Below are 23,687 nucleotides of genomic sequence, written 5' to 3' on the forward strand. Positions count from 1 at the left end.
ATACTCCTTTGATCATGAAATAGTCATCAACGAATTATCACTTATTATGGCCTGAACCCTATGAAATTATGCACGTGGTTCCTGACTAACCGGACTTTCAAGCATCAAAGTCACGGGTCCCCAGTTGGTAAATGTTACATCCATCATCGCTCCAAAACGCCCGGTTTCAACCGGAATACCTTTATCCCGTAGTAGTTGATTAAATGTTTCATATAACAGTTCTGCCGCTTCAGGTCGGGCCGCAGCCGCAAAGCTCGGACGCTTTCCTTTGCGACAATCTCCGTACAGGGTGAACTGGGAAACAGACAATACAGCACCGCCTACATCAAGCAGGCTGAGATTCATCTTCTCCTGATCATCCTCAAATATCCGCAACCCACTAACTTTGTCAGCCAGATACTGGGCATCCTTCTCGGTATCCTCATGGGTAATGCCTACGAGCAGCATTAATCCGGATTCGATCTTACCTGTAAGCTCGTCTCCCACGGTCACCTGAGCCTCTTTACAACGTTGTACAAGCACCCTCATCTTACAGGCTCCTTACTGCATAATCCGATGCACCGAATAGACATCTTTCACACGTTTGATCCGTTCTACAACGGATTGCAGATGATCCGTATTACGAATCAGAATTGTGACGTGCACCAATGCTAATTTATTTTTATCTGTCCGTCCTGTAACGGCAGATATATTGGTTTTACTTTCGGATACAGCCTGAAGTACCTCGTTGAGCAAGCCATTCCGATCATGGCCTGTAATCTCAATATCCACACTGTAACTTGCTTCGATATTCTCTTCCCACTCGACCTCAATAACACGTGCTGCTTCTTCACCGTCTGCACTTGTCGGGATATTCGGACAGTCACTACGGTGTACGGAAACGCCGCGTCCACGTGTAACGTATCCGATAATGTCATCTCCAGGTACAGGATTACAGCATCGTGCAAATCGAACAAGCAGATTATCGATGCCTTTGACACGAATACCGTTGGTTGGTCGATTTCTGCGTTCAGGTGCAGGTTTCAGCTCGCGCATCTCGGAATTTAATTCCAGCAAACTGGACTCTTCCTGCTCTTTACGCAGTTTTTCGGTTGCTTTGGTTACAATCTGTGCAGCAGTAATCCCACCGAATCCAACAGCCGCAAGCATGTCATCAATATCGTTAAACGCATATTTTTTGGCAGCTTCCATCAACTTGTCATCGGTCATCCACGCAGAAGGATCAAGCCCCATGCGTTTCAGTTCACGCTCACAGCTTTCCCGACCTTTTTCAACGTTTTCTTCACGGCGTTCCTTCTTGAACCATTGCTTGATCTTCGCTCGTGCATGAGAAGATTTCGCAATTTTCATCCAGTCCTGGCTTGGTCCGTAAGAATGTTTGGACGTCAAAATTTCGATGATATCACCTGTCTTCAGATGATAATCGAGCGGAACAATCCGACCGTTTACTTTGGCACCAATGGTCCGATTACCAACCTCCGTATGGATTCGATAAGCAAAATCCAAAGGAACAGAGCCAATCGGCAATTCGATAACTTCTCCTTTTGGCGTAAATACAAATACCAGATCCGAGAAGAAATCCATTTTAAGTGATTCTACGAATTCCGAAGCATCCTGTGCTTCGTTTTGAAGTTCAAGAATTTCACGGAAGAACGTAATCTTATCTTCAAAATGATTTCCGTTCGCAGCGCCTTCTTTGTAGGCCCAGTGGGCAGCAATACCAAATTCAGCAGTCCGGTGCATATCCCATGTCCGGATCTGTACTTCCGTTGGTTCGCCATTGGGACCAACTACCGTTGTATGAAGCGATTGATACATATTCGCCTTCGGCATAGCAATGTAGTCTTTAAAGCGTCCAGGCATCGGTTTCCATAGCGTGTGTATAATTCCCAGGGTAGCATAACAATCCTTGATATTATCCACAATAATACGAATGGCAAGCAGATCATAAATTTCGTTAAACTGCTTGTTTTTGGTGGTCATTTTCTTGAACACGCTGTAGATATGTTTCGGGCGGCCCGAAAGGTCTGCCTGAATTCCCATCTCATCGAGCTTATTCGTAATTCCGTCCATAACCGTATCAATATATTGCTCCCGTTCTGCACGTTTTTTGTGCATCAGGTTTGCAATTCGGTAATACTGCTGCGGATTCAAATAACGGAGGGCGATGTCCTCCATTTCCCATTTGATTGCAGAGATACCCAAACGGTTTGCAATCGGACAGAAAATTTCCAGCGTCTCATATGAAATCCGGCGCTGGCTTTCTTCCGACTGAAACTTGAGTGTCCGCATATTATGCAGACGGTCAGCCAATTTAATCACGATGACACGGATGTCCTGCGCCATGGCGATGAACATTTTGCGGTAGTTCTCGTTCTGCTGTTCTTCCTTGGAGCGAAACTGAATACGTTCCAGCTTCGTCAAGCCGTCAACAAGCATGGCACACGTATTGCCGAAATGATTGCGAATCTCTTCAAGTGAGACCGTAGTATCTTCTACTACATCATGAAGAAGCGCTGCTATTATGGAGATGGTGTCCATCTGCATGTTCACAACAATGTCGGCAACCGCAAGCGGATGCAGAATATACGGTTCTCCCGATTTTCGCGTCTGTCCATGGTGGGCCTGATCAGCAAATTCGTAAGCTTCTCGTATGCGCACCAGATCGGGTTCTTTGATATATGCCCCGGCCTTCTCGAGTAATTGCTCTATGCCCATTCTGATCTGTTCCGTGTCCTTTCTATACCAAATGGAACCCGTGACAGTGCTGCAACACAGGTTCCCCGTAAAAGTAATTTCCTATAATTATGACGCTTCGCCCGTTTCCCGTCAACTGCTGACGAATAAGAGCGCTTATCCAATTTTTATATTGGTGATCTGAATTACTTCTAACCCGTTTCCCTATGACTCACAGGGGATTGGATGTATTTCTTATTTTCTTATGTATTATTGCCGTTATTTGCTGAAATAGAAGGAAAATTCATGAAAATATAAATTCCATCGCTCTGCTACGTCAAAAATGTTATTGCTTAATTAAGAGAAACTCTGTAATCTATTGAAAGTTTGTGTTTCGGAAAAGGAGATGAAATTCATTGCAACGCGAAATTCAGGTTAATCAAAAGATGCCACTCGGCTCAGGTTCACTGCTTAGCCTTCAGCATTTGTTCGCCATGTTTGGCAGTACGGTGCTTGTACCGAACCTGTTCGGTGTCGACCCTAGTATGATATTGCTGATGAACGGAATTGGAACCCTGCTGTACATACTGATGTGTAAAGGAAAAATCCCCGCCTATTTGGGTTCCAGCTTTGCTTTTATTGCTCCTGTCACGATGGTATTAAAAGAACATCCAGAGAACGGTTACTCGATGGCTCTTGGCGCCTTTATCATAACAGGACTTGTTTTCTGTCTGGTAGCTCTCATTGTGAAATATGTCGGAACAGGCTGGATTAACGTGGTATTCCCACCGGCAGTTATGGGTGCCATCGTTGCTTTGATCGGTCTGGAGCTTGTACCTGTTGCAGCTGGTATGGCCGGATTGATTAATTCCGATCCGCTAGCTAATCCCAACTGGGTTCCTCAGGCAAAACCTATTATACTCTCCATGGCCACGCTCGGGATCACTGTCATTGGTGCCGTAACATTTCGTGGATTCCCCAAAATCATTCATATTCTAATCGGTATCGTAGTGGGTTATATCCTTGGTTATTCTATGGGTTTGGTTGATAAACAGGCTATTGGAAATGCTGATTTCCTCTCACTACCAACCGTAACCACTCCTACATTTGACTGGTCTGTTGTCTTTACCATTTTACCTGTAGCGCTTGTGGTTATTGTAGAACATATTGGACATTTGCTTGTAACGAGCAGCATTGTAGGCAAAGATCTCTCGAAGGACCCTGGGCTTCATCGTTCCCTGCTTGGTAACGGCGTATCCACCATACTGTCCGGCTTTGTAGGATCTACTCCCAATACAACCTATGGCGAGAACATCGGTGTTATGGCTCTGACTCGGGTATACTCCACATATGTTATTGGAGGCGCAGCGGTTATTGCAATCGTACTCTCCTTCTCAGGAACATTTTCGGCGCTTGTAGCCAACATTCCTGTACCCGTTATGGGCGGCGTATCCCTGCTCCTGTTCGGGGTAATTGCGGCATCCGGTCTGCGTATTCTGGTTGAACAGAAAGTTGACTTTGCCAAACCAACCAATCTGATTCTCACTACACTTGTACTGGTCATCGGACTGAGTGGTACAGAAGTTATCTTCTACGGCGTTCATCTGAAAGGGATGGCACTCGCAACCATCGTTGGAATCCTGATGAGCTTGTTGTTTAAGCTTTTTGAAGTGCTGGGTTGGTTGAATGAAGACTCCAGAAAACAGCCTATTACTGAAAAAAACACCTGATTAATTTCCATCGTATACACATCAAAAAGCCTGTTCTCCCTAACCTTACGGTTGGAAGAACAGGCTTTTTGATAATCATTAATGCTGTATATTATTTCCCGGGAAACGGAAAAACAATTCAATGTTTCATCACAGCGATACATGTGGAGATTTCAGCTTAATAGTTCATCAATGTGAATACATCGATTTCAGGCAATTTAGCACGACCATTCAGATCAGACAGCTCGATCAGGAAGGCAGCACCAACAACTTTCCCACCCAATTGTTCAATCAAGTTGATGGAAGTCGCAATCGTTCCACCCGTTGCGAGCAGATCATCTGCGATCAGGACATTCTGACCTTTTTCAATCGCATCTGTGTGCATCGCGAGTGTATCCTTGCCATACTCGAGATCATAACCAACTTCAATCGTCTCTCCTGGCAGTTTTCCACTTTTGCGAATCGGAGCAAAACCGACACCAAGAGCATATGCCAGAGGGGCGCCCACAACGAAACCACGTGCTTCAGGTCCAGCAATAACGTCAATTTTGAGATCAGAAACCATCACTTTCAGTTCATTGATCGCATTGCGGTACATTTCTCCATCCTTCAACAATGTTGTAATGTCCTTAAAGCTGATTCCCGGTTGTGGAAAGTCAGGAATGACACGAATATAATCTTTAAAATCCAAAATAATCTCCTCCTAAAATAAATACACAAACTTCCATCTAAGATACGCCCTTCATCCGGGATATCATCCATTGTGTCAGTTGCGGTGTGGCTGCATCCAGCATCACCTGTTCTATCTCAGCCATATTTTCGAGTGCCTGATAGTGACGTGAAGCGGTTAGTTCACGCTTAGGCGGGTTATCCACAAACGCAATTTTGCCGTTATCACGGGTAATGAAGGATAACTCTTCGAATACATCCAACATCATCGTAATCATGCGCGGCGAACAACCACACTGACGACTGAGCACAGGAGTAATCTCTTGTTCTTCCACGGGTTCAGCTTTCCATTTCAACACCTGCATATAAATACGCTTAAAGAGTTCTCTGGAAGGCATCTGAAGGCGATCTCGGCGGTTGCCTGATCCGTGCAGAAGGATGATATTCTCAGCTCCACTGAACAAAGCCAGCATGGCATCAAGTTGTTCCGGGGTTTCCGGCGTATCAAACACAAATAACGTCCGGACTTGTTCCTGTCCATAATGCTGTGCAGCAGCATTACACGGAAATAACCCGACCTTTCTATCATATACCCAAAGGCAAGGTTCATACAATGAATTTCCCTCGGAAACATCTGTTTCTTTCCGAACAATAGCACCAACAGAACCTGATTTATATCGCAGGTGCACTTCAAGTGAGCTCAAGAAATGCTTCATTGCATTTAGTGGCTCGGCATTACCGCGTAAATCAAACACTTGGACCTGAGGAACATGAATGTCCTGAAGCATTAGTTGAGGTTTTCTCATCCCATTCCATTCATTGATAGACAGTTCCCCCATCACATCAATAACGGAACCCGGGAGAAGAAACTCTGCTAACGCTCCCTTGCCAAAAGCAACGGTTTCCAGTTGCTGACCATCCTGTTCCAGAACCAGTTTCAGATGTCGCTTCTCTCGTCCCATTGTTCTGGTTTCCTTCACAGTCACACTTCTCAATACAAACCGGGGCGAAGGATTGCTCATCCCAAAAGGTTGCAATCTGTCGATCTCCTGGATCACTTTCAGCGGAACATCACTAATTCTGCATTCATCATCCGCAAGACGTTGAGGTACAAAGTCCTCTTCGGTCAACACGGTTGCAGCAAACTCATTTAAGCCCGCCTCAAGTTCTTCCAGTTGATCCCGATGCAGGGTCATCCCTGCAGCAGCCGGATGTCCTCCGTAATGATCCATAGTGTGTTTATTGACTGTGAGTGCCTGATAGATATCCAAGCCCTCAATGGAGCGCGCAGAGCCCTTGCAGACACCGCTCTCTGGATCGATCCCAAGGATAAGTGTAGGTCGGTAATAACGCTCCAGCAATTTGGAAGCCACGATACCAACCACTCCGACGTTCCAGCCCTCCCCAGCCAATACGATTACATCTGGAACGGATCCTGAACGAAGCTGTATCTTTTGTTCCAACTGTGCAGTTGCTTCTTGTAATATGCCCTCTACGACTTGCTGCCGCTCCCGATTCAATAGATCAAGCTGACCGGCTAGCGTATGAGCTTCATCCAGATTCTCAGTTGTGAGCAGCGACACCGCCCGTCCCGCATGATCCAAACGTCCACTGGCATTAATACGAGGCGCCATGGCAAAGGCAATATTAATTGAAGTCACCTGACTCTGATCCACACCACTGATTTCCAGCAATGCACTTACACCTGGAAGACGCGAGCCACGCATGGATTCTATTCCATAACTGACGATAACCCGGTTCTCCCCTTCCAAAGGCATCAGATCGGCCACGGTGCCGATGGCTGCAATCTCCATCCATTCACCGGGCACTTCCCCGATCAATGCCTGAGCGAGCTTCAAGGCTACTCCCGCTCCGGCCAAACCTTTAAAAGGATAAGGACATCCCGGAAGTTTAGGGTTAATCAACGTGTAAGCTTCCGGTAAAATTTCAGGTGGTTCGTGGTGGTCTGTCACAATGACCTCGATGCCCAGCGTTGCCGCATAGGCAATCTGTTCAACAGCACTGATTCCGGTATCCACGGTAATAATCAATGAAACGCCTTGATGATGGGCCCAATCCAACGCATGGTTGTGCAAACCATACCCTTCATTCGAGCGATGAGGGATATATATATCATACGAGGCCCCAAGATGACGCATCAGGTGGATCATCAGCGCTGTACTGGATACGCCGTCGGCGTCATAGTCCCCATAGATTAAAATATGTTCTTCCCGCTCCAAAGCCAGTTTAATTCGAGGGACAGCTTCATTCATGCCGAGTAGCAGATACGGATCATGCATCTGATTCAGATCAGGATGCAAAAAACGTTCGGCCTCCTTCTCATTGTGCACTCCTCGACTCACAAGCAAACGTCCAACAAGGGGTGAAACGGAAAGCGCCTGCGAGAGTCCCGCAGCCGCCTCCAGATCGATATTCGGTGTATTCCACCGGTATTGCGAATAAAGCAATGATAACGCTCCTTTCCTGATCTACTGGACCCGCGCTTCACTACTGAATTAATGTCGCTTCGTGATCGGGCAGTTCATGATTGGATTTATAAGGATAGCCTGGATCATAAGGTATCGCTTGAATCTGTACTTCTTTCACATGACTGAAACGGGTTAGCAGTAGAGTCTTGGCCCGATTAGCAATCTCCTGTGCTTCCAGTATTGAGATTCTCGGATTCACACTAATGACCAGCTCAATCGTAACGTCATGTTCCTGTTCACGTGCAACCAAATGCTCAATGGTAATGATGCCATATACCCGCTGTACGGTCTCCCTGAAATCTGAGGCTTCTTCCTGCTCCAGCTCCTGAACGAGTGAGCCATAGACTGTGTCCACAATCATTCGGTAACCCTTGTGAAGCACAAAACAGGAAGCAATCAACGCAGCCGTTGGGTCCAGGTAGAGCAGCATGCTCAAACCCGTCTCTTCACCAGCCATGGATCCTATAATGCCGATTAACACAGTGAGCGAGCAATAGAGTGCACGGCGATGTTGCTGTGCATAGGCCAGCGCCTGAGACTGGTTTCGTTTACGGAAATATCTGTACTGAAATTGAAAAATCGCTTCTTTCACAGCCAGAGCTGCTACAGCCACCAAAAGCACCGACTTGCCGGGTGCTTCCGGTTCAATTCCGGAGAGACTACCCAATGCGGAGATGGCAAGCTGTAAACCACCCATGAGGATCAGCACAGATAACAATACTGAGATCCCGGGTCTAGCAACACGTGAATGTTCTTTAAAGCGTTCCCTGCGAGCCTTGCTCTTATCGCGTACAGACTTGGAGGGAAAGAGACCAGCCAGGGCAGAACCAGCTTCAGAAGCAGAATATAAGCCGTCAGCGAGCAATGATTTGCTGTTTGCCATATAACCGACTCCCGCTTTGATCACCGCAAGTCCCATATTACCGGCAATACCGCTCCATGTGGCAGCCTGGGCAGATGGGATATGTTCTCTGGTCATGAATATTCCCCCTTAATTCTGTACATAAAGTTGCAAAACCGCGCCTGGCAGACGCGGCTTCACAATAAGATGTTTAGTTAGATTCTTTAGCTACTGTTTTTGGCTTATCCACTTGTTTACCTTTGAGCGTGAACCATAATGGTGCCGCGATAAAGATTGAAGAATAGGCACCAAAGAATGTTCCGATCACCATCGCCAGAGAGAACATACGAATAGACTCTCCACCAAAAATAAACAAACAGAGTGAAGCAATAAATACAGTAAATGTTGTATTCAGCGAGCGCGTCATCGTTTGGGCTAAACTCCGGTTGACCACTTCACGCAGATCAGCTTTCGTTGATTTTTTGGCGAAACGCAGATTCTCCCGAATCCGGTCAAAGATAACGATGGTATCGTTGATCGAGAATCCGACAATGGTTAATACCGCCGTAATAAAGGTCAGATTCACTTCAAGACGGAATATAGAAAATACACTTATAACTACGAAAGCATCATGGAATATGGAAACAACCGCTGCCAAAGCGAATCGCCATTCGAATCGAATCGCAACATAGATCATGATTCCGATACTGGCAATCATTACCGCATAGATCGCATTACGCTCAAGCTCTTTGGCCATCTCTGGATCAACGGTATTCACTTCATAGGAAGCCGTCTCATCCAGTTTGCTAAATTCTTGCTTGAATTTGCTTTCTTGGTTTTCATCCAGTACGTTCGAGAATCGAACATTAACCCGATCAGATCCAGTCGTGATCTGGACTTCCTTTGTGTCAACACCCAGTTCATTCACGATTGGATTGATTTGCTCCGCTGTAATGGCTTTGGATACGGTGATATCCACATTTGATCCTGAACGGAAATCAACGGCGTAGTTCAATCCAAGTGAGAGCAAACTAATAATCCCTACTACAGTCAAAATGATCGAGAATGTATAGGCAATTTTACTTCCTTTAATATAATCAAAATTCCAATTAAAGCGCACGAATTTCACTCTCCTTCACTCCGAAGTACTTAGGCTTCTTCAACACGTTACCCCGTACGAGCAGGGTCAACAGGAAGCGGGAGAAGAAAATATTCGTGATAATACTGGTGACAATATCAAAAATCAGCACGAGTGCAAACCCTTTAACCGCACCTGTACCTAGGAAGAACATAACAGCGGCTGCAATAATGGTTGTGACATTGGAGTCAATGATTGTTCGGAAGGAATGTTTACCACCCGCTTTAACCGATGACAAGATCGACTTACCACTGCGCATCTCTTCCTTAATCCGTTCGTACGTGATGATATTGGCATCCACCGCCATCCCTATACCCAGGATAAACGCCGCAATACCTGGAAGGGTAAGCACGAATTCTCCTAAATAGAAAATTGCAAGTACCAGCCACGTATGTGTAATCAAGGCAAAACTTGCGATAATACCAGGAATGCGATAAAGCCCAATCATGAACACTAGAATAATAACGGAACCAATCAATCCCGCTTTAATCGTCTGATCCAGAGAAAGCTTACCAAGTGTTGCACCAACACTTTGTGAATACTTCTCTGTAAGTTTCAGTGGCAATGCACCCAGGTTAATGGTGTCACGAAGCTGGTTTGCTTCATCACGTGTGTAAGCACCCGAAATCTGAGCGGAACCATCTGTCAACTGTTGTCTAACGGTTGGAGCAGAGAGCAGCTCATCGTCCAAATAAATAGCGAGAGGTTGTCCAATCAAACGTTTGGTAATCTCGGAAAATTTGGCTTTGTCTTTCACTTGAATGTCAATCATCGGCTCATTCAATTGAGTGAACACAACTTTGGCTGCATTCTCAACAAATTCATTTCCGCGAAGCTCAATTTTGGTGTATTCGCCTTCCTTGTCGTTCTCAGCTTTACTACGGAAGGTCAGAACAGCCGGCTCTTTCATTTTGGCTCTAACTTCAGCCTCATCCGTAACCCCTGCCAACTTCAATCGAATCCGGTTGCTTCCTTCAGTGGTTACCTCCGGTTCGCTTGTTCCGAGCGCATTGGCGCGGCTTTCAAGGCTTTTGGCCGTTTGCACCAAAGATGCTTTGGTGACTTGTTGACCTGCTTCGAGCGGCTCTGCTTCATATAAGATCTCGTAGCCTCCCTTTAAATCAAGGCCCAAGCGTATATTTTTGAGCAGTTCCGGGCTTGTTCCCACCATTACCCCTGTGGTGACAAGCACGACCAGAATGAAACTGATAATTCTTTTCATGCCGTTCCTAGATCCCCTTTCGTTCTCAATATTCCTATTATAGCGATGCCGTAAAAAGCAGTCAATTTTCAACAAAAAAGATCCCTTTCGTCTAGAAAGAGGACCCCCGGTATGCAGACACGGTCATAAAGTTCATAAAGCTTGTTGCTTTCAGTGACAAAATGTCGTTCACCAGCTGGTGAAGCGGTGGAATGCCCTGTTTTTCATATTTATGACTGACGCAATTCCAGACATCTTTGCTGGTGACATATTCGTAACCGACAAGCCTTAATTCCTCCGCTTTGCTACGGCAGAGCATCTCTATTGACTGTTCCAACTCCACATCATTCATTTCTTCCAACGGGGAGCCTCCCTTCGTACATCCAAGCCTTTATGCGGCATCAATATTACATGATTCGACTTCGCCTGATCATATTCCTTCTTGCTGATTATGGTTCTTTTTGTTAATCGTGTCCAAGTTGTCATGAGAAGATAAAGGACTGGCATAGGATGAAGAACAACGGCTTTGTCCCGTTTATGTTGATAGCCTGTACTTTCAACCGGGAAAGAGGGGTAGTCTTGAAGAAACAGACATTTATCCAGGGGGCCATGATCCTGCTCGCGGCAGGCATAATTAATCGAATACTTGGTTTCATTCCGCGCATTGCGCTGCCACGAGTCATTGGTGCAGAAGGTGTTGGCATCTACCAATTGAGCTATCCCTTTTTTATTGTACTGGTGACATTAATTACGGGTGGTATTCCGCTCGCCGTAGCCAAGCTCGTAGCCGAAGCTGATACCGGTGCCAATCGTTATTCCCCTCAGCGAATCCTGCAAGTAAGCTTAAGCTTTACGCTAACTCTGGGTGTTGTATTCATGTTTTTGTGCATCCTATTTGCACCCTGGGTTACCAAGTACGTGCTCACAGATGAGCGGGTGTACCATACGTTCGTTAGTATGAGCCCTATGATTGCCATTATCGCTGTATCTGCTGTTTACAGAGGGTATTTCCAAGGTAAGCAAAACATGATGCCTACTGCCATTTCATCCATTGTTGAAACCATCATTCGTATCGTCTGTGTCATTTGGTTTGCCTGGCTTCTCCTCCCCCACGGTATTGCCCAAGCTGCTGCTGGTGCCATGCTGGGCGCCCTCGTTGGAGAATTCGGCGGTATGCTTGTACTCTTGTGGAAGTATAACAGGCAGAAGAAAGAGTTACCGCTCGCTAAGCAACAGAACATGCCCAATCTCACAACCAAACCTTCGGGTACTCCACAGCCCGGATTAATCCGGCGTTTGCTTGCAATCTCTATTCCTGTTACAGCAGGCCGATTGGTTGGCTCCTTATCCTATCTGGCCGAAACTATTGTTACTGCCCAAAGTCTGGCTCTGGCAGGCATATCCAAAGGGCTTGCTACAGCACAATATGGTGCATTACAAGGTATGATTATTCCTTTGTTGCTGTTGCCGGGGGCATTAACCTCATCGCTCGCGACATCACTTGTGCCTTCACTGTCCGAGGCTTCTGCCCAGGGAGATCGCGCACTGATTCACAAACGAATGCATCAGGCATTACGCTTGGCACTTGTGACAGGTGCTCCATTTTCTGTATTTATGTATGTGCTTGCCGAACCGATGTGTCTTGTTCTGTATAATGATGCATCGATCGGAAGCATGCTGAAGCTAATGGCTCCTTTTGCGTTGTTCATTTATATTCAAGCTCCTCTTCAAGCTGCGTTACAAGCTCTTGACCGTCCAGGTAAAGCACTGCTGAATACGTTTATCGGTGCGGTTATCAAAATCACCTTAATTTTAACACTCGCTTCCCGGCCCGAGTATGGCATCTTCGGTGCGGTTATTGCTATCTGTGTAAATTCTACTGTGGTTACCCTACTACATGCCCAAAGCGTACGTAAACTGCTACAGTTCCGCTTCAAAATGTTGGATTGGGTCAAGACGGGCGCAGGAATGTTTATCATGGGGGCAGCGACCCTACTCGTATACGAAGAGACTGCAATGATATTGCCTTTTTGGGTCAGGATGCTTCTCGCTCCTTTTGTCGGGCTTATCGTGTATTTCATCGTCATGGGCTGGACCAAAATGATTGACTTTCATGATCTGTCCCGTGCTCCTTTGATTGGTTCATGGTTCAAGCGCCGATCAGGCAAATGATCTTCATTTTTTATCATCTTTTGGACTAACATATATCTTCCCATTGTGGTCAATGGAGCATATAAATACATCCTTGAAATCCAGAATTCCATTATTTTGAATTTGATTTTTCAGCCAAAATCTCGTTTTCTGGATGATCTCCAGATTCTGATCCTGGACCTTTCCGTCCATAATTAAGGGGAGTGGTAGACCTTCATATTTGATATTTGGAAATCCGTCAATCTGATTTTTTCCCGTTTTGGATCTACTGGAGGAAGAATCTTCTGAGTCAGAACCGGAAGAATTGCTATCGTTTGAAGTATTCTCATCCTTGGGAAAAACGGTCAGCTTGCCTGTGGTCTCCAAAATAGCGAAATCAACCTCACCGATACTGTCTACATTCTGTTCACGGAGTTGTTGCAATAGATCATCCAGATTATATCGTTGCTTCCGCATCTCATCCCGGTGAAGAACGCCTTTGGAGATCAAAACTGTAGGTTTGCCATCAATCATCAGGCGAAGACGCCGACTTTTAAGACCAATAAAGGCCATTCCGATCTGTACAATGATCAAGGTAAGCATGGGGGCAATCCCATGATACAAGGGTTTATCTATATCTGCAATAACAAAGGCAGCCATCTCAGCGAGCATAATCGACACGACCAGATCAAACATGGACAGCTTTCCAATCTCACGTTTACCCATAACCCTCATTGCACAGTACACCAGAAAGTACATGAGAATGGTTCGAAAGATATGTGATCCGACATCTGGGAAGTTCACAACAGGGGTCCTCCTTCGAAACTGAGTTTTTAACAGTTAGCTGTAGTGTAATCCCTATTTTGACCTGAACCTTACAGGCTCATGCAGAAATAATCCGTTCATTTAATGGAAAACAGTTCATAAGTCCGAAGGCTTGACCATACACTGTATTAACTTATAACTTGTACAAGGGGGTTGTTTCATGCAATTGATCCGCCGCTTGGTTTCGTTTCGAGTGTCCAATCCGATTCTGTCAGGCCTCTGTCAGGCTTTTGTATGGATGTTTATCGGGGCATTAATTCTCTCCTTGTTTCTCTGGATGAGCGGAATGCGGGAACAGGACCTCTCGCTCTATACCTATGTTGTTCATGGCTTGTCATTATTAATTGGTGGTTTTGTGGCAGGCAAACGTTCTGGTGAAAAAGGATGGTACTACGGAGGCATTACAGGAATCGTATATGGACTCCTTGTGCTGTTGATCGGATTTCTCGCGCTGGATGCTTCGTTTAATTGGAAGGATAGTTTACAACTGCTTAGTGCTTTCTTCATTTCAGCTCTCGGTGGCATGTTCGGTGTTAATACGCATCGCTCCTAACTGACAGGTAAAGAACATCGACCTTCCCTCATAAATCAAAAAAGAGAACCGGGTCTCCAAGGAGATCCGGTTCTCTACTAGGGAATACGCCACAAACGCACCCTCGTTATTCTATGTTACAGCAACTATTCAACAGCCGTATCACGAGCTACAGCACTGCTGATTGCATTACGATCAAACGTCAGTTTAGTTACATCGTTTACACGCAATACAACCACATCATCCGTAATCTCAGCGATCGTACCGTGAAGGCCACCAATCGTTACAATTTTATCGCCCTTTTTCAATTGGCTCAGCATCGAATTCCGTTGCTTTTGCTTTTTGTTCTGTGGACGAATCATCAAGAAGTAGAAAATTGCAACCATGAGTACCAAAGGTACAATCAAAGATACAATGCCTCCACCCGCTTGTGTTCCTGCTAGAGTCATTCCCTGAAACATTCAAACTCCCCCTTATCGACTATACATACAGATATTGCTTGTTACGCCGGTTTCGTCAAAAGCTCAATCAGAAACCTTTGTCATTGTCATGAAGACCATATTGATCGAAAAATTCATCCCGGAAATCAAGCAAACGATCTTCCATAATGGCTTTACGTACATTACGCATCAAATTCTGCAAGAAATGAAGATTATGGATCGTTGTCAAACGCAGGCCAAATGTTTCATCTGCTTTGATCAAATGACGCAGATAAGCTCTGGAATAGTTGCGACAAGTGTAACAATCACATTCAGGATCTAATGGTCCAAAATCAGTTGCAAACTTGGCATTACGAATTACCAGACGTCCTTGGCTGGTCATCGTTGTTCCGTTACGGGCAATCCGAGTAGGCAGAACACAATCGAACATGTCCACTCCACGAATAGATCCCTCAATCAACGCATCGGGCGAACCTACCCCCATCAAATAACGTGGTTTATTGGACGGCAACAAAGGTAACGTATAATCCAATACACCATACATCAAATGTTTCGGTTCTCCAACACTCAGTCCACCAATAGCATACCCCGGGAAATCCATGGAAGTCAAATCTGCAGCGCTCTGACGGCGAAGATCTTCATGCATGCCTCCCTGTACGATGGCAAACAGACCTTGGTCATGCGGACGAGCGTGACTTTCGAGGCAACGTTCTGCCCAGCGGCTTGTTCTTTCGAGTGATTTTTTTACATATTCATATTCAGCCGGATACGGTGGGCATTCATCAAAAGCCATCATAATATCGGAGCCAAGTGCATTCTGGATTTCCATCGCCACTTCAGGAGAAAGGAACTTCTTGTCTCCATTCAGATGAGAACGGAAGTTAACACCTTCTTCCGTAATCTTGCGCATCTCGCTGAGAGAAAACACTTGGAATCCGCCGCTGTCCGTCAGAATTGGACGATCCCAGTTCATGAATTTGTGCAACCCGCCAGCTTCACGGATGATTTCATGTCCTGGTCTCAGAAACAGGTGATAGGTATTACTCAAAATAATCTGAGCATCCATTTCTTTCAACTCTTCAGGGCTCATTGTTTTGACAGTCGCCTGTGTACCTACAGGCATAAAGGTTGGTGTCTCAATAACACCGTGAGGTGTATGTACACGTCCCAGACGTGCACCGGATTGTTTGCAAGTTTTGATATGTTCATACGTAATTGCTGCCATTGGTTTTAATCATCCTCTAAAAGTTAATCGTTATACTAATATATCAACATGGCATCGCCGAAGCTGAAGAACCGGTATTTCTCTTGGATGGCTTCCTCATATGCCTGCATAATATGTTCCCTGCCTGCTAGTGCGCTAACCAACATAACCAACGTGGATTTCGGGAGATGAAAATTCGTAAGCATCCCATCGATCACTTTGAAGGAATAGCCCGGATAGATGAAAATGCTGGTCCATCCGCTGCTCGCTTGCAGTATGCCATTTTCAAATTTGCTGCCTACCGTTTCCAAAGTCCGACAGCTCGTTGTCCCAACCGCAAAAACACGGTGTCCATTCTCTTTGGTCTGGTTAATCAGATCTGCCGTTTCTTGTGACAAAGAGTAATACTCCTCATGCATGACATGATCTTCAACAACGTCAACCGACATCGGTCTGAATGTTCCCAGTCCTACATGAAGCGTGATGAAGGCCACATTAACACCTTTGGCACGAATCTGATCCAACAATTCATCCGTAAAGTGCAGTCCCGCTGTAGGTGCAGCCGCCGATCCTTCATGCTTGGCGTACACGGTCTGATACCGTTCGCGGTCATCCAATGTCTCCTTGATATAAGGTGGCAACGGCATCTCACCCAGACGGTCCAAAATCTCTTGGAAGATTCCATCATACGTAAACGTAAGTGTACGTGCCCCCATCTCGCCCTCTTCTTCAATGATTGCCTTCAGTTCCTCACCGAATACGATGACCGAACCAGCTTTCAGCTTTTTACCCGGCTTAACCAGTGCTTCCCACCTGTCACCTTCCACATTTTTGAGCAATAACACTTCCGCTTTTGCTCCGGTATCTTCTTTTGTACCGAATAGACGGGCTGGTAGAACACGTGTATCATTCAGAATCAATGTATCGCCGGGATTCAGAAAATCGATAATATCGGGAAACGTCTGATGATTAATCTCACCACTATCTTTGTTCAAGGTAAGCAACCGGGATGCCGTGCGATCAAGCAACGGCGTCTGTGCAATCAATTGCTCTGGTAATTCAAAATCATATAAGTTCACATTCATTTAGTTTCATTCCTTAACAATAGTCGCATTTTGATAATAGTGTTTCAATATTGCCTGGTAATCATACCCTTCATCTGCCATACCTTTGGCTCCCCATTGGGACAAGCCCAATCCGTGGCCATTGCCCTGACCAATGAACATGAAGGTCTGACCCTGCGTTACCGCTCTCGCTTGACCATCACCACTCATAACCACAAGTGCATTACTGGATGATGTTCCTGCGCCAGAAGAAGACAATACAGAGGCACCATTTGAGCCGGTTTTACTGGTTGTTTTGCCGTCAGCGCCTAATACAGTATAACTTCCGGTCCCTGCAATATCAAATAAAGTGCTCGGTAATCCACCGAGCGCAGAGCGGTATGTATCGGCATATTTCACCGTCATAGCCTGTCCATTGGCAGTGACTTCAAGTGCTCTTCCGGAAGGTCCACGCTTGGTCACTTCCAAGGTTGAGATTGAAGCAGGAACAGACGCTGTTGTTTTACCCTGAAGGGATTTAACCAACTGGGCAGACGTGAAAGGTCCTCTTACCCAAGCATAATCGTTGGATTGAGCCACTTTTGCCAACACAACAGCTTCGTTGCCTGGATTCATTTTGGCTACAGGTTCAACGGTGGATTGAATTAACGGAACGGCACGCACATTGGTATTCTGAGCCGTTACCGTCACTTTTGCCAGTCCCGCATTGGTCTTGGTCGTTAATTCTTTGATGTTATCCTCACGAATGTACCCGCTAACGCCTGTACCCAGCAGCACATGGTACCACGTATGTAATCCTGCCTGGGCTGATGTATCCCCTGAGCTAACCACATTGGTGAACACACCTGCTCCGCCGTTCCATACCTCAGAAGGATGAGCCGTCTGGCCGCCAGCATTGGAGGAGAATACAGCTTCGATGATTTTCCCACCGCTCTTGACCACTTCTCCAGCAGTTGCATCCACTGCACTGGTTACTTTATCGTTCTCCGAACCAATCCCGTTGTAGGCTTGGCTGAGTGTTGTATCCACGACATTCGCAATTTTGAACCGTTCACCCTGTTGAAGCGCGTAGGATCGAGCAGCTACGGCTTGAACTTTCAGAGCTTCAGCAGGCCAGGAGGAATACACCTCTGCCCCTACGACAGAGTACAGGTATTGCTCCAGTGGAACGACGTTGACCAACGCCAGATCACCACTTACGATGCTGATTTCCATATCTCCACGATACGTTCGTTGGGAACGTTCCACTACTTTGATACCATTGCCATTCCCTTGTACCAATGCTTTGGATTCAGTACCTGCAACGGTGTAATGCGGAGCTGTTTTCAGTGCATCCGTACTTAATCCTGCATCCTGACGGATGATGAGCCCTGCACTATTGTTGACAGGTGAAAGGCTCACCCCTGGGGCTTTGGCTTCAACACTGTTCTTCAATGCGGTTAATTCCGCATCCGTTGAAGCTTCACCCACCCATACCGCATAGGCTTGGCTTCCTCCACTCAGTTGAAGGACTGGATAGGCACTGCTAACCCCTGCTGATAAAAGGTTGGCTTGTGCTGCCTCTGCTTCCTGAATCGAACCATAGGTTCCAGCAGACAGGCGTTTACTTCCCGTTACAGCTGGCTTTTGACCAGCCAATTGAGCTGCTGCTACCTTTTGTACTCGTGTAACTGCTTGTCCAGCCAGTGCCTCCGTTGCATAGTTGCCTGTGTAGAGCTGGTAAATGGCATTTCCATTCACAGACGTTGTGAACAGCAACGGTTTATCTGCGGTTGCCTGCAACAATTTTGCTGCTGCAGATGCTACCTTGAAATCCGCTGTCTCCAACACTTTCACTCGGAATCCATCTGCACTGAAACGAACCTGCCCTGCCGGAAGGCTTACATTTGCGCCGCTCTCCGATTGGATGCTCCATTGTCCTGTCGATTCAAGCGTAATGAGTGGTGTAGTTGATTTATACGTACTGCCCAGATTCGCAAACATGGCTACACGGATCGTCTGTCCATCATTTCCTGCTGCATATGCAGGCACTTGAAGACAACCTACTGTCAAAAGAGCTGCCGCCAGTACCTTCAATCGACGACTCCACTTCTTCGTTCGTATTGCTTTTCCCACAATCAGACTCCTCTCCATGCATTTTCTTCACTTTTATATCGGGTTAACATGTGATTATTTCAATGTTTATGGTGAACGTTCAAATGAGCATGTTCAACAGATTTGATTATTTCCCGTCTCTTGGTGGAACAGGAAGACCCAAATGACGATAGGCGAGATCTGTTACGATCCTGCCCCTTGGTGTACGCTGAATCATACCAATCTGAAGCAGATACGGTTCATAGACATCCTCGATCGTCTGACTTTCTTCACCGATTGTAGCAGCAATTGTATCCAGCCCTACCGGGCCTCCCCGGAAGCTGTTGATCATCGATTTGAGCATCTTATGATCAATCTCATCCAGGCCACGCGGATCAATCTGGAGACGTTGCAGTGCTTCTTCCGCCAGTGTCTGCGTAATAATCCCGTCACCACGCACCTGTGCAAAGTCGCGTACTCGTTTTAACAAACGGTTGGCGATCCTCGGTGTCCCACGTGAGCGCAATGCAATCTCTTGCGCAGCATCTCCCACAATCTCCACACCCAAAATTTCGGTAGAGCGTGAGACGATATAAGCAAGCTCGTCAACCGTATAGAATTCCAAGCGACTGATAACACCAAATCGGTCTCTAAGTGGAGCAGACAGCAAGCCAGCACGCGTTGTAGCCCCAATCAGAGTGAATGGCGGCAGATCCAGCCGAACGGAACGTGCACTTGGACCTTTACCAATCATAATATCCAATGCCGAATCTTCCATAGCAGGGTACATGACTTCTTCAACTGTACGATGCAAACGATGAATCTCATCAATAAACAGGACATCGCCTTCCTGCAGATTGGTTAACAATGCTGCAAGATCACCCGGGCGTTCAATGGCCGGGCCCGACGTAGTTCGTAAGTTAACGCCCAGTTCGTTGGCAATAATATTGGCAAGTGTTGTTTTACCCAGTCCAGGTGGTCCATATAACAAAACGTGATCCAATGCCTCATTACGAAATTTGGCAGCTTCAATATATATCTTTAAATTTTCCTTCACCTGATTCTGCCCGATATATTCATTCAGATACCGGGGACGAAGGCTCAACTCAACATTCTGGTCCTCCATCATCAGGTTCGCGGAAATAATCCGATCATCCATGTTCATCCCTACCTTTTTTTGCAGGCTACAGCTATATTATAATATGCAATTTGGATTATCCCGTAAACAGCATTTGCAGCGCCTTTTTCATCAACACATCAACGGAATCTGCTGTAGTAACATCCTTTTTCAATTTGAGCCACACTTTATCAAGCTCACTGTCAGTATACCCAAGTGCCTTGAGACCTTCACGTGCCTCATCCCAGGCTGAACCACTTCCCGACTCTTCCGATGGAGGAGCGAACAACCCCGTTGCATACGCTGCCGCGCCAAAGCTATCCAGCTTATCCTTGAGATCCAGGATCATGCGTTGTGCAGTCTTCTTTCCGATGCCTGGCAGTTTGGTCAAGAACGTAAGATTCTCCTGGTAAATCGCCGTAACCACATGTTCTGGTGTACCTCCAGCGAGTATGCCCAGTGCCACTTTTGGACCAATACCAGATACTTCAATTAGTTTACGGAACAAACGCTGCTCATCCCGTGTAACAAATCCAAACAGCAACATCGCATCCTCACGCACATGATGGTGTGTGTACACGGTAATTTCGCCTTCTTGCTTCGCAAACGCAAATGGATTTGGACAGAATACGCGATACCCTACACCATGAACATCCAGCACAATATAATCATTCTCTACATGAATGAACTGTCCTCTTAGAAAATCAATCATTTTCGCAAAACCTCATTCAACTTGGAATTTAATGTATAAGAGTGTGCATGGCACACGGCTACAGCCAATGCATCCGCTACGTCATCCGGCTTAGGAACGACCTGAAGACGCAAGAACATTTTGACCATTTCCTGTACTTGCTTCTTCTCTGCTTTACCGTACCCCACAACAGCCTGCTTGATCTGCATTGGCGTATACTCTGCAATAGGCAGACCCTTCTGTGCGGCAGCGAGTACCATAACTCCTCTAGCCTGACTCACAGACATCGCTGTTGTAACGTTCCGATTGAAAAAAAGTTTCTCCAGCGCTACTGCGTCCGGTTTGTATTTATCAATCAATTGCACCATACCTTCATATACGTGAAGCAACCGTTCCTCTTCAGGGGTATGAGCTTCCGTCTGAATACATCCATATTGTACGGGTACCACCTTACTGCCGATTTTATCCACAAAACCAAAACCAACAATCGCAATCCCCGGGTCAATTCCCAAAAAACGCAAAACCATCTCTCCCTCACAAAAGCGAACATATGTATCGTTCATTTCATTATAACAAAAGATAGACCCTGCGGCAGGAAAAACTTTGTCTAACTGATTACTCGTCTTTATTCGTGAATTTTTTACATGTTTATACGTATTTTCATGTTTATACGTATTTTCATGTATTTCAGTTCAAACGACAAAAAGGACATCTCTTCGATGTCCTTCACCACATTCCACGTATCGTATTTTAGATTCTATCGCTTGGTTACGTAAACCACCAATGTTATTGCTATTGCCACCATCGTTTCAGTACTTCACAATTTTGATACCGTAGGTGAGGACGTTTGGATTACCCGCCATTACGGATTAAATGATGGTCTTCATCCACGGCATAGTCACTGAACGTAGAGATTACGCTATCATATTCATCCTTGTCCTGAATCCGAATACCCTGCTGCAATTGCTCCAGTACCCCTTCTGGCAAAGAACTCTCCAATGTCCCAACATCCAATTGAAAGAACGTACGAATAACCTTCTCTTCTCCAGGTTTTCCCTCGTACAAATTAAGGTTCCCTACAGCATCAATGCTGATATAAGCCTGTTGTTTACATAGCGGTGAAAGGTCATCTACACGTTGCTTCAAATGCAACTCATCTGATGTTCCAACGGTAGCATCCCATTCCGGATGTTGAACCAGCAGCATTTTCAACTGCGGTCTAGCCATTTTGCCTAACTGCTCTGTCTCCACTCCGCAGATGTACTGTGTCTCCAAAACCACACTCGTTAAATGTTCCGGATCAGAATCAAGTTGCTCTACTAACGCCTGAATCTCCTGTTCAGATCTTGTTTCCTGCGTAACAGGACCCATCACACTTGTTGCCTCGCTAAAATTAGTTGTCAGCAAACGCTCTATCGCCGATGAGATAGACAACCCGCTGTAAGCCAATATCGTAACTGCAAGCAAAGCCGCCGTCATCCATACTGTTCGTTTCCACCTTCGCCAGCGTCTCTTGAATTGTTTTCTGAAGTTAAACGTGTTCACATGAACCCCTTCTATCACTTTTTAAACCTATTGTGACCTAAAGATTGAGGCTTTATGCACAACTAACTTGTTGACTGAAGAAGGAACACGCGTGTGTTAGCTTAGAGAAATTGTCATAGTGAACACCAGAACCTACATTTATAGAATCTTATATAGATAAATATAAAAAAACACTATCTAATTATAGACAGTGTTTTTAGAGATCGGGATGACACGATTTGAACATGCGACCCCCTGGTCCCAAACCAGGTGCTCTACCAAGCTGAGCTACATCCCGTTATATATACCGGCGAGAGGACTCGAACCTCCACGGTTTCCCACTCGATTTTGAGTCGAGCGCGTCTGCCATTCCGCCACGCCGGCAAATTTGAAGTTATAATGGCGCGCCCTGAGAGATTCGAACTCCCGGCCTTTTGATTCGTAGTCAAACGCTCTATCCAGCTGAGCTAAGGGCGCAAATATTGGAGCGGAAGACGGGAATCGAACCCGCGACCCTCGCCTTGGCAAGGCGATGCTCTACCGCTGAGCCACTTCCGCACACGGTATTATTAATATAAAAATGGCGGAACCGACGGGATTCGAACCCGCGATCTCCTGCGTGACAGGCAGGCATGTTAGGCCAACTACACCACGGTTCCAGATCACTTTCTCAAAGGAAAGTATAATTGCGGGGGCAGGATTTGAACCTGCGGCCTTCGGGTTATGAGCCCGACGAGCTACCGGGCTGCTCCACCCCGCGTCGTTATAAAGTTTATATGGTGGAGGCTGAGGGGATCGAACCCCCGACCCTCTGCTTGTAAGGCAGATGCTCTCCCAGCTGAGCTAAGCCTCCATAATATGACCCGTAGGGGATACTCTCACTTCGTTCGAGACTGCGAAGCAGTTGCTAACGAGGTATATCCTCCGACGAACCTTTGGGATTCTCATCCCTTGTTGAAGCTATAAATATAGCTATGACCCGTAGGGGATTCGAACCCCTGTTACCTCCGTGAAAGGGAGGTGTCTTAACCCCTTGACCAACGGGCCTTAATGGCTCCCCGAACAGGGCTCGAACCTGTGACAACTCGATTAACAGTCGAGTGCTCTACCAACTGAGCTATCAGGGAATAATATGCATTTGCAGTGCAAATGCAATTCATCGTACAACATCAACATGCAGAGCCTGTTTTCTATGTATGATGAAAGAGTTCGCTTGGCGGCGTCCTACTCTCCCAGGACCCTGCGGTCCAAGTACCATCGGCGCTAGAGGGCTTAACGGTCGTGTTCGGGATGGGTACGTGTGGAACCCCTCCGCCATCGCCACCAAACGCGTAGCTTACATTTCAGAGTTGTTGTTCTCTGAA

20 protein-coding genes, 9 tRNA genes and 1 rRNA gene are annotated in these 23,687 nt (G+C 46.1%); 3 read left to right on the plus strand and 27 right to left on the minus strand.

The window, feature by feature from the left end; genetic code table 11:
• Window positions 1-66: 66 nt before the first annotated feature.
• Together dtd and MKY66_RS23330 are read right to left on the minus strand one after the other, a co-directional pair.
• Window positions 67-528 (minus strand): D-aminoacyl-tRNA deacylase, encoded by a 462-nt coding sequence (gene dtd, locus MKY66_RS23325; protein WP_076212496.1) that lies wholly within the window; start codon window positions 526-528, stop codon window positions 67-69.
• 12 nt (window positions 529-540) lie between these two features.
• Window positions 541-2,718 (minus strand): bifunctional (p)ppGpp synthetase/guanosine-3',5'-bis(diphosphate) 3'-pyrophosphohydrolase, encoded by a 2,178-nt coding sequence (locus MKY66_RS23330; protein ID WP_036616894.1) that lies wholly within the window; start codon window positions 2,716-2,718, stop codon window positions 541-543.
• A gap of 374 nt (window positions 2,719-3,092) precedes the next feature.
• Here MKY66_RS23330 and uraA point away from each other — a divergent pair, with 374 nt between their 5' ends.
• Window positions 3,093-4,406: a uracil permease gene (gene uraA / locus MKY66_RS23335; protein WP_076212498.1), complete on the plus strand. Its 1,314-nt coding sequence runs from the start codon at window positions 3,093-3,095 to the stop codon at window positions 4,404-4,406.
• Between the two features lie 157 nt (window positions 4,407-4,563).
• Here the strand turns inward: uraA and MKY66_RS23340 are convergent, their stop codons facing one another.
• The 6 genes from MKY66_RS23340 to MKY66_RS23365 form a co-directional block, all read right to left on the minus strand.
• A complete protein-coding gene (locus tag MKY66_RS23340; RefSeq protein ID WP_017686780.1) occupies window positions 4,564-5,076 on the minus strand; it encodes an adenine phosphoribosyltransferase in 513 nt (170 codons plus the stop codon).
• A gap of 37 nt (window positions 5,077-5,113) precedes the next feature.
• Window positions 5,114-7,522 (minus strand): single-stranded-DNA-specific exonuclease RecJ, encoded by a 2,409-nt coding sequence (gene recJ, locus MKY66_RS23345; RefSeq protein ID WP_076212500.1) that lies wholly within the window; start codon window positions 7,520-7,522, stop codon window positions 5,114-5,116.
• Between the two features lie 40 nt (window positions 7,523-7,562).
• Window positions 7,563-8,522, minus strand: a complete 960-nt coding sequence (locus tag MKY66_RS23350; RefSeq protein ID WP_076212502.1) for a cation diffusion facilitator family transporter — start codon at window positions 8,520-8,522, stop codon at window positions 7,563-7,565.
• A 73-nt stretch (window positions 8,523-8,595) separates the two neighbouring features.
• Window positions 8,596-9,504: a protein translocase subunit SecF gene (gene secF, locus MKY66_RS23355; protein ID WP_076212504.1), complete on the minus strand. Its 909-nt coding sequence runs from the start codon at window positions 9,502-9,504 to the stop codon at window positions 8,596-8,598.
• The gene (gene secD, locus MKY66_RS23360; protein WP_076212506.1) at window positions 9,494-10,744 is read right to left on the minus strand and encodes a protein translocase subunit SecD; all 1,251 of its coding nucleotides are present in this window, start codon (window positions 10,742-10,744) and stop codon (window positions 9,494-9,496) included. Before secD ends, secF begins: the two co-directional genes overlap by 11 nt.
• A gap of 91 nt (window positions 10,745-10,835) precedes the next feature.
• On the minus strand, window positions 10,836-11,075 hold the full coding sequence (locus MKY66_RS23365) for a post-transcriptional regulator (RefSeq protein ID WP_036617497.1): 240 nt from the start codon (window positions 11,073-11,075) through the stop codon (window positions 10,836-10,838).
• A 227-nt stretch (window positions 11,076-11,302) separates the two neighbouring features.
• On the opposite strand from MKY66_RS23365, the gene spoVB reads away from it, so the two are divergent.
• Window positions 11,303-12,895, plus strand: a complete 1,593-nt coding sequence (gene spoVB / locus MKY66_RS23370; protein ID WP_076212508.1) for a stage V sporulation protein B — start codon at window positions 11,303-11,305, stop codon at window positions 12,893-12,895.
• Between the two features lie 3 nt (window positions 12,896-12,898).
• Here spoVB and MKY66_RS23375 read toward each other — a convergent pair whose 3' ends face one another.
• Window positions 12,899-13,657 (minus strand): DUF421 domain-containing protein, encoded by a 759-nt coding sequence (locus MKY66_RS23375; protein ID WP_256704262.1) that lies wholly within the window; start codon window positions 13,655-13,657, stop codon window positions 12,899-12,901.
• Window positions 13,658-13,838: 181 nt separating this feature from the next.
• Here MKY66_RS23375 and MKY66_RS23380 point away from each other — a divergent pair, with 181 nt between their 5' ends.
• Window positions 13,839-14,231: a TIGR04086 family membrane protein gene (locus MKY66_RS23380; protein WP_076212510.1), complete on the plus strand. Its 393-nt coding sequence runs from the start codon at window positions 13,839-13,841 to the stop codon at window positions 14,229-14,231.
• Between the two features lie 125 nt (window positions 14,232-14,356).
• On the opposite strand, the gene yajC is transcribed toward MKY66_RS23380, so the two are convergent.
• From yajC to rrf, 18 genes are all read right to left on the minus strand, one after another.
• On the minus strand, window positions 14,357-14,671 hold the full coding sequence (gene yajC, locus MKY66_RS23385) for a preprotein translocase subunit YajC (protein ID WP_076212512.1): 315 nt from the start codon (window positions 14,669-14,671) through the stop codon (window positions 14,357-14,359).
• A gap of 67 nt (window positions 14,672-14,738) precedes the next feature.
• The gene (gene tgt, locus MKY66_RS23390) at window positions 14,739-15,875 is read right to left on the minus strand and encodes a tRNA guanosine(34) transglycosylase Tgt (protein ID WP_076212514.1); all 1,137 of its coding nucleotides are present in this window, start codon (window positions 15,873-15,875) and stop codon (window positions 14,739-14,741) included.
• 35 nt (window positions 15,876-15,910) lie between these two features.
• A complete protein-coding gene (queA, locus tag MKY66_RS23395) occupies window positions 15,911-16,939 on the minus strand; it encodes a tRNA preQ1(34) S-adenosylmethionine ribosyltransferase-isomerase QueA (protein WP_076212515.1) in 1,029 nt (342 codons plus the stop codon).
• 6 nt (window positions 16,940-16,945) lie between these two features.
• Window positions 16,946-19,033 (minus strand): SpoIID/LytB domain-containing protein, encoded by a 2,088-nt coding sequence (locus MKY66_RS23400; RefSeq protein ID WP_143760338.1) that lies wholly within the window; start codon window positions 19,031-19,033, stop codon window positions 16,946-16,948.
• 106 nt (window positions 19,034-19,139) lie between these two features.
• Window positions 19,140-20,150 carry a Holliday junction branch migration DNA helicase RuvB gene (gene ruvB, locus MKY66_RS23405; protein ID WP_076212534.1) on the minus strand — a complete coding sequence of 337 codons (1,011 nt, stop codon included), beginning with the start codon at window positions 20,148-20,150 and terminating at the stop codon, window positions 19,140-19,142.
• Window positions 20,151-20,205: 55 nt separating this feature from the next.
• Entirely contained in the window at window positions 20,206-20,820 is a 615-nt protein-coding gene (gene ruvA, locus MKY66_RS23410; protein WP_036616866.1) for a Holliday junction branch migration protein RuvA, read from the minus strand.
• A complete protein-coding gene (gene ruvC, locus MKY66_RS23415) occupies window positions 20,817-21,320 on the minus strand; it encodes a crossover junction endodeoxyribonuclease RuvC (RefSeq protein WP_017686765.1) in 504 nt (167 codons plus the stop codon). Before ruvC ends, ruvA begins: the two co-directional genes overlap by 4 nt.
• 331 nt (window positions 21,321-21,651) lie before the next feature.
• Window positions 21,652-22,344, minus strand: a complete 693-nt coding sequence (locus MKY66_RS23420; RefSeq protein WP_076212537.1) for a BofC C-terminal domain-containing protein — start codon at window positions 22,342-22,344, stop codon at window positions 21,652-21,654.
• Between the two features lie 203 nt (window positions 22,345-22,547).
• Window positions 22,548-22,621, minus strand: a tRNA-Pro gene (locus MKY66_RS23425).
• Between the two features lie 7 nt (window positions 22,622-22,628).
• Window positions 22,629-22,707: transfer RNA gene (locus MKY66_RS23430), tRNA-Leu, on the minus strand.
• A 16-nt stretch (window positions 22,708-22,723) separates the two neighbouring features.
• Window positions 22,724-22,800: transfer RNA gene (locus MKY66_RS23435), tRNA-Arg, on the minus strand.
• A 6-nt stretch (window positions 22,801-22,806) separates the two neighbouring features.
• Window positions 22,807-22,881, minus strand: a tRNA-Gly gene (locus MKY66_RS23440).
• A 23-nt stretch (window positions 22,882-22,904) separates the two neighbouring features.
• Window positions 22,905-22,982: transfer RNA gene (locus MKY66_RS23445), tRNA-Asp, on the minus strand.
• 27 nt (window positions 22,983-23,009) lie between these two features.
• Window positions 23,010-23,083 (minus strand) — tRNA-Met (locus tag MKY66_RS23450).
• Window positions 23,084-23,100: 17 nt separating this feature from the next.
• Window positions 23,101-23,176: transfer RNA gene (locus tag MKY66_RS23455), tRNA-Val, on the minus strand.
• Window positions 23,177-23,298: 122 nt separating this feature from the next.
• Window positions 23,299-23,370: transfer RNA gene (locus tag MKY66_RS23460), tRNA-Glu, on the minus strand.
• 4 nt (window positions 23,371-23,374) lie between these two features.
• Window positions 23,375-23,450, minus strand: a tRNA-Asn gene (locus MKY66_RS23465).
• An 84-nt stretch (window positions 23,451-23,534) separates the two neighbouring features.
• Window positions 23,535-23,651: ribosomal RNA gene (gene rrf, locus MKY66_RS23470) — 5S ribosomal RNA — on the minus strand.
• Window positions 23,652-23,687 lie beyond the last annotated feature (36 nt).

The sequence above is a fragment of the Paenibacillus sp. FSL R5-0766 genome (assembly GCF_037971845.1).
Taxonomy (GTDB): domain Bacteria; phylum Bacillota; class Bacilli; order Paenibacillales; family Paenibacillaceae; genus Paenibacillus.

Excerpts from the sequence above, each read along its gene's own strand:
- yajC (WP_076212512.1), bottom strand. The coding sequence starts at position 14,671 with ATGTTTCAGGGAATGACTCTAGCAGGAACACAAGCGGGTGGAGGCATT.
- dtd (WP_076212496.1), bottom strand. The coding sequence starts at position 528 with ATGAGGGTGCTTGTACAACGTTGTAAAGAGGCTCAGGTGACCGTGGGA.
- queA (WP_076212515.1), bottom strand. The coding sequence starts at position 16,939 with ATGAATGTGAACTTATATGATTTTGAATTACCAGAGCAATTGATTGCA.
- tgt (WP_076212514.1), bottom strand. The coding sequence starts at position 15,875 with ATGGCAGCAATTACGTATGAACATATCAAAACTTGCAAACAATCCGGT.
- ruvB (WP_076212534.1), bottom strand. The coding sequence starts at position 20,150 with ATGGATGATCGGATTATTTCCGCGAACCTGATGATGGAGGACCAGAAT.
- secD (WP_076212506.1), bottom strand. The coding sequence starts at position 10,744 with ATGAAAAGAATTATCAGTTTCATTCTGGTCGTGCTTGTCACCACAGGG.
- MKY66_RS23350 (WP_076212502.1), bottom strand. The coding sequence starts at position 8,522 with ATGACCAGAGAACATATCCCATCTGCCCAGGCTGCCACATGGAGCGGT.
- MKY66_RS23365 (WP_036617497.1), bottom strand. The coding sequence starts at position 11,075 with ATGAATGATGTGGAGTTGGAACAGTCAATAGAGATGCTCTGCCGTAGC.
- ruvA (WP_036616866.1), bottom strand. The coding sequence starts at position 20,820 with ATGATTGATTTTCTAAGAGGACAGTTCATTCATGTAGAGAATGATTAT.
- MKY66_RS23380 (WP_076212510.1), top strand. The coding sequence starts at position 13,839 with ATGCAATTGATCCGCCGCTTGGTTTCGTTTCGAGTGTCCAATCCGATT.
- MKY66_RS23330 (WP_036616894.1), bottom strand. The coding sequence starts at position 2,718 with ATGGGCATAGAGCAATTACTCGAGAAGGCCGGGGCATATATCAAAGAA.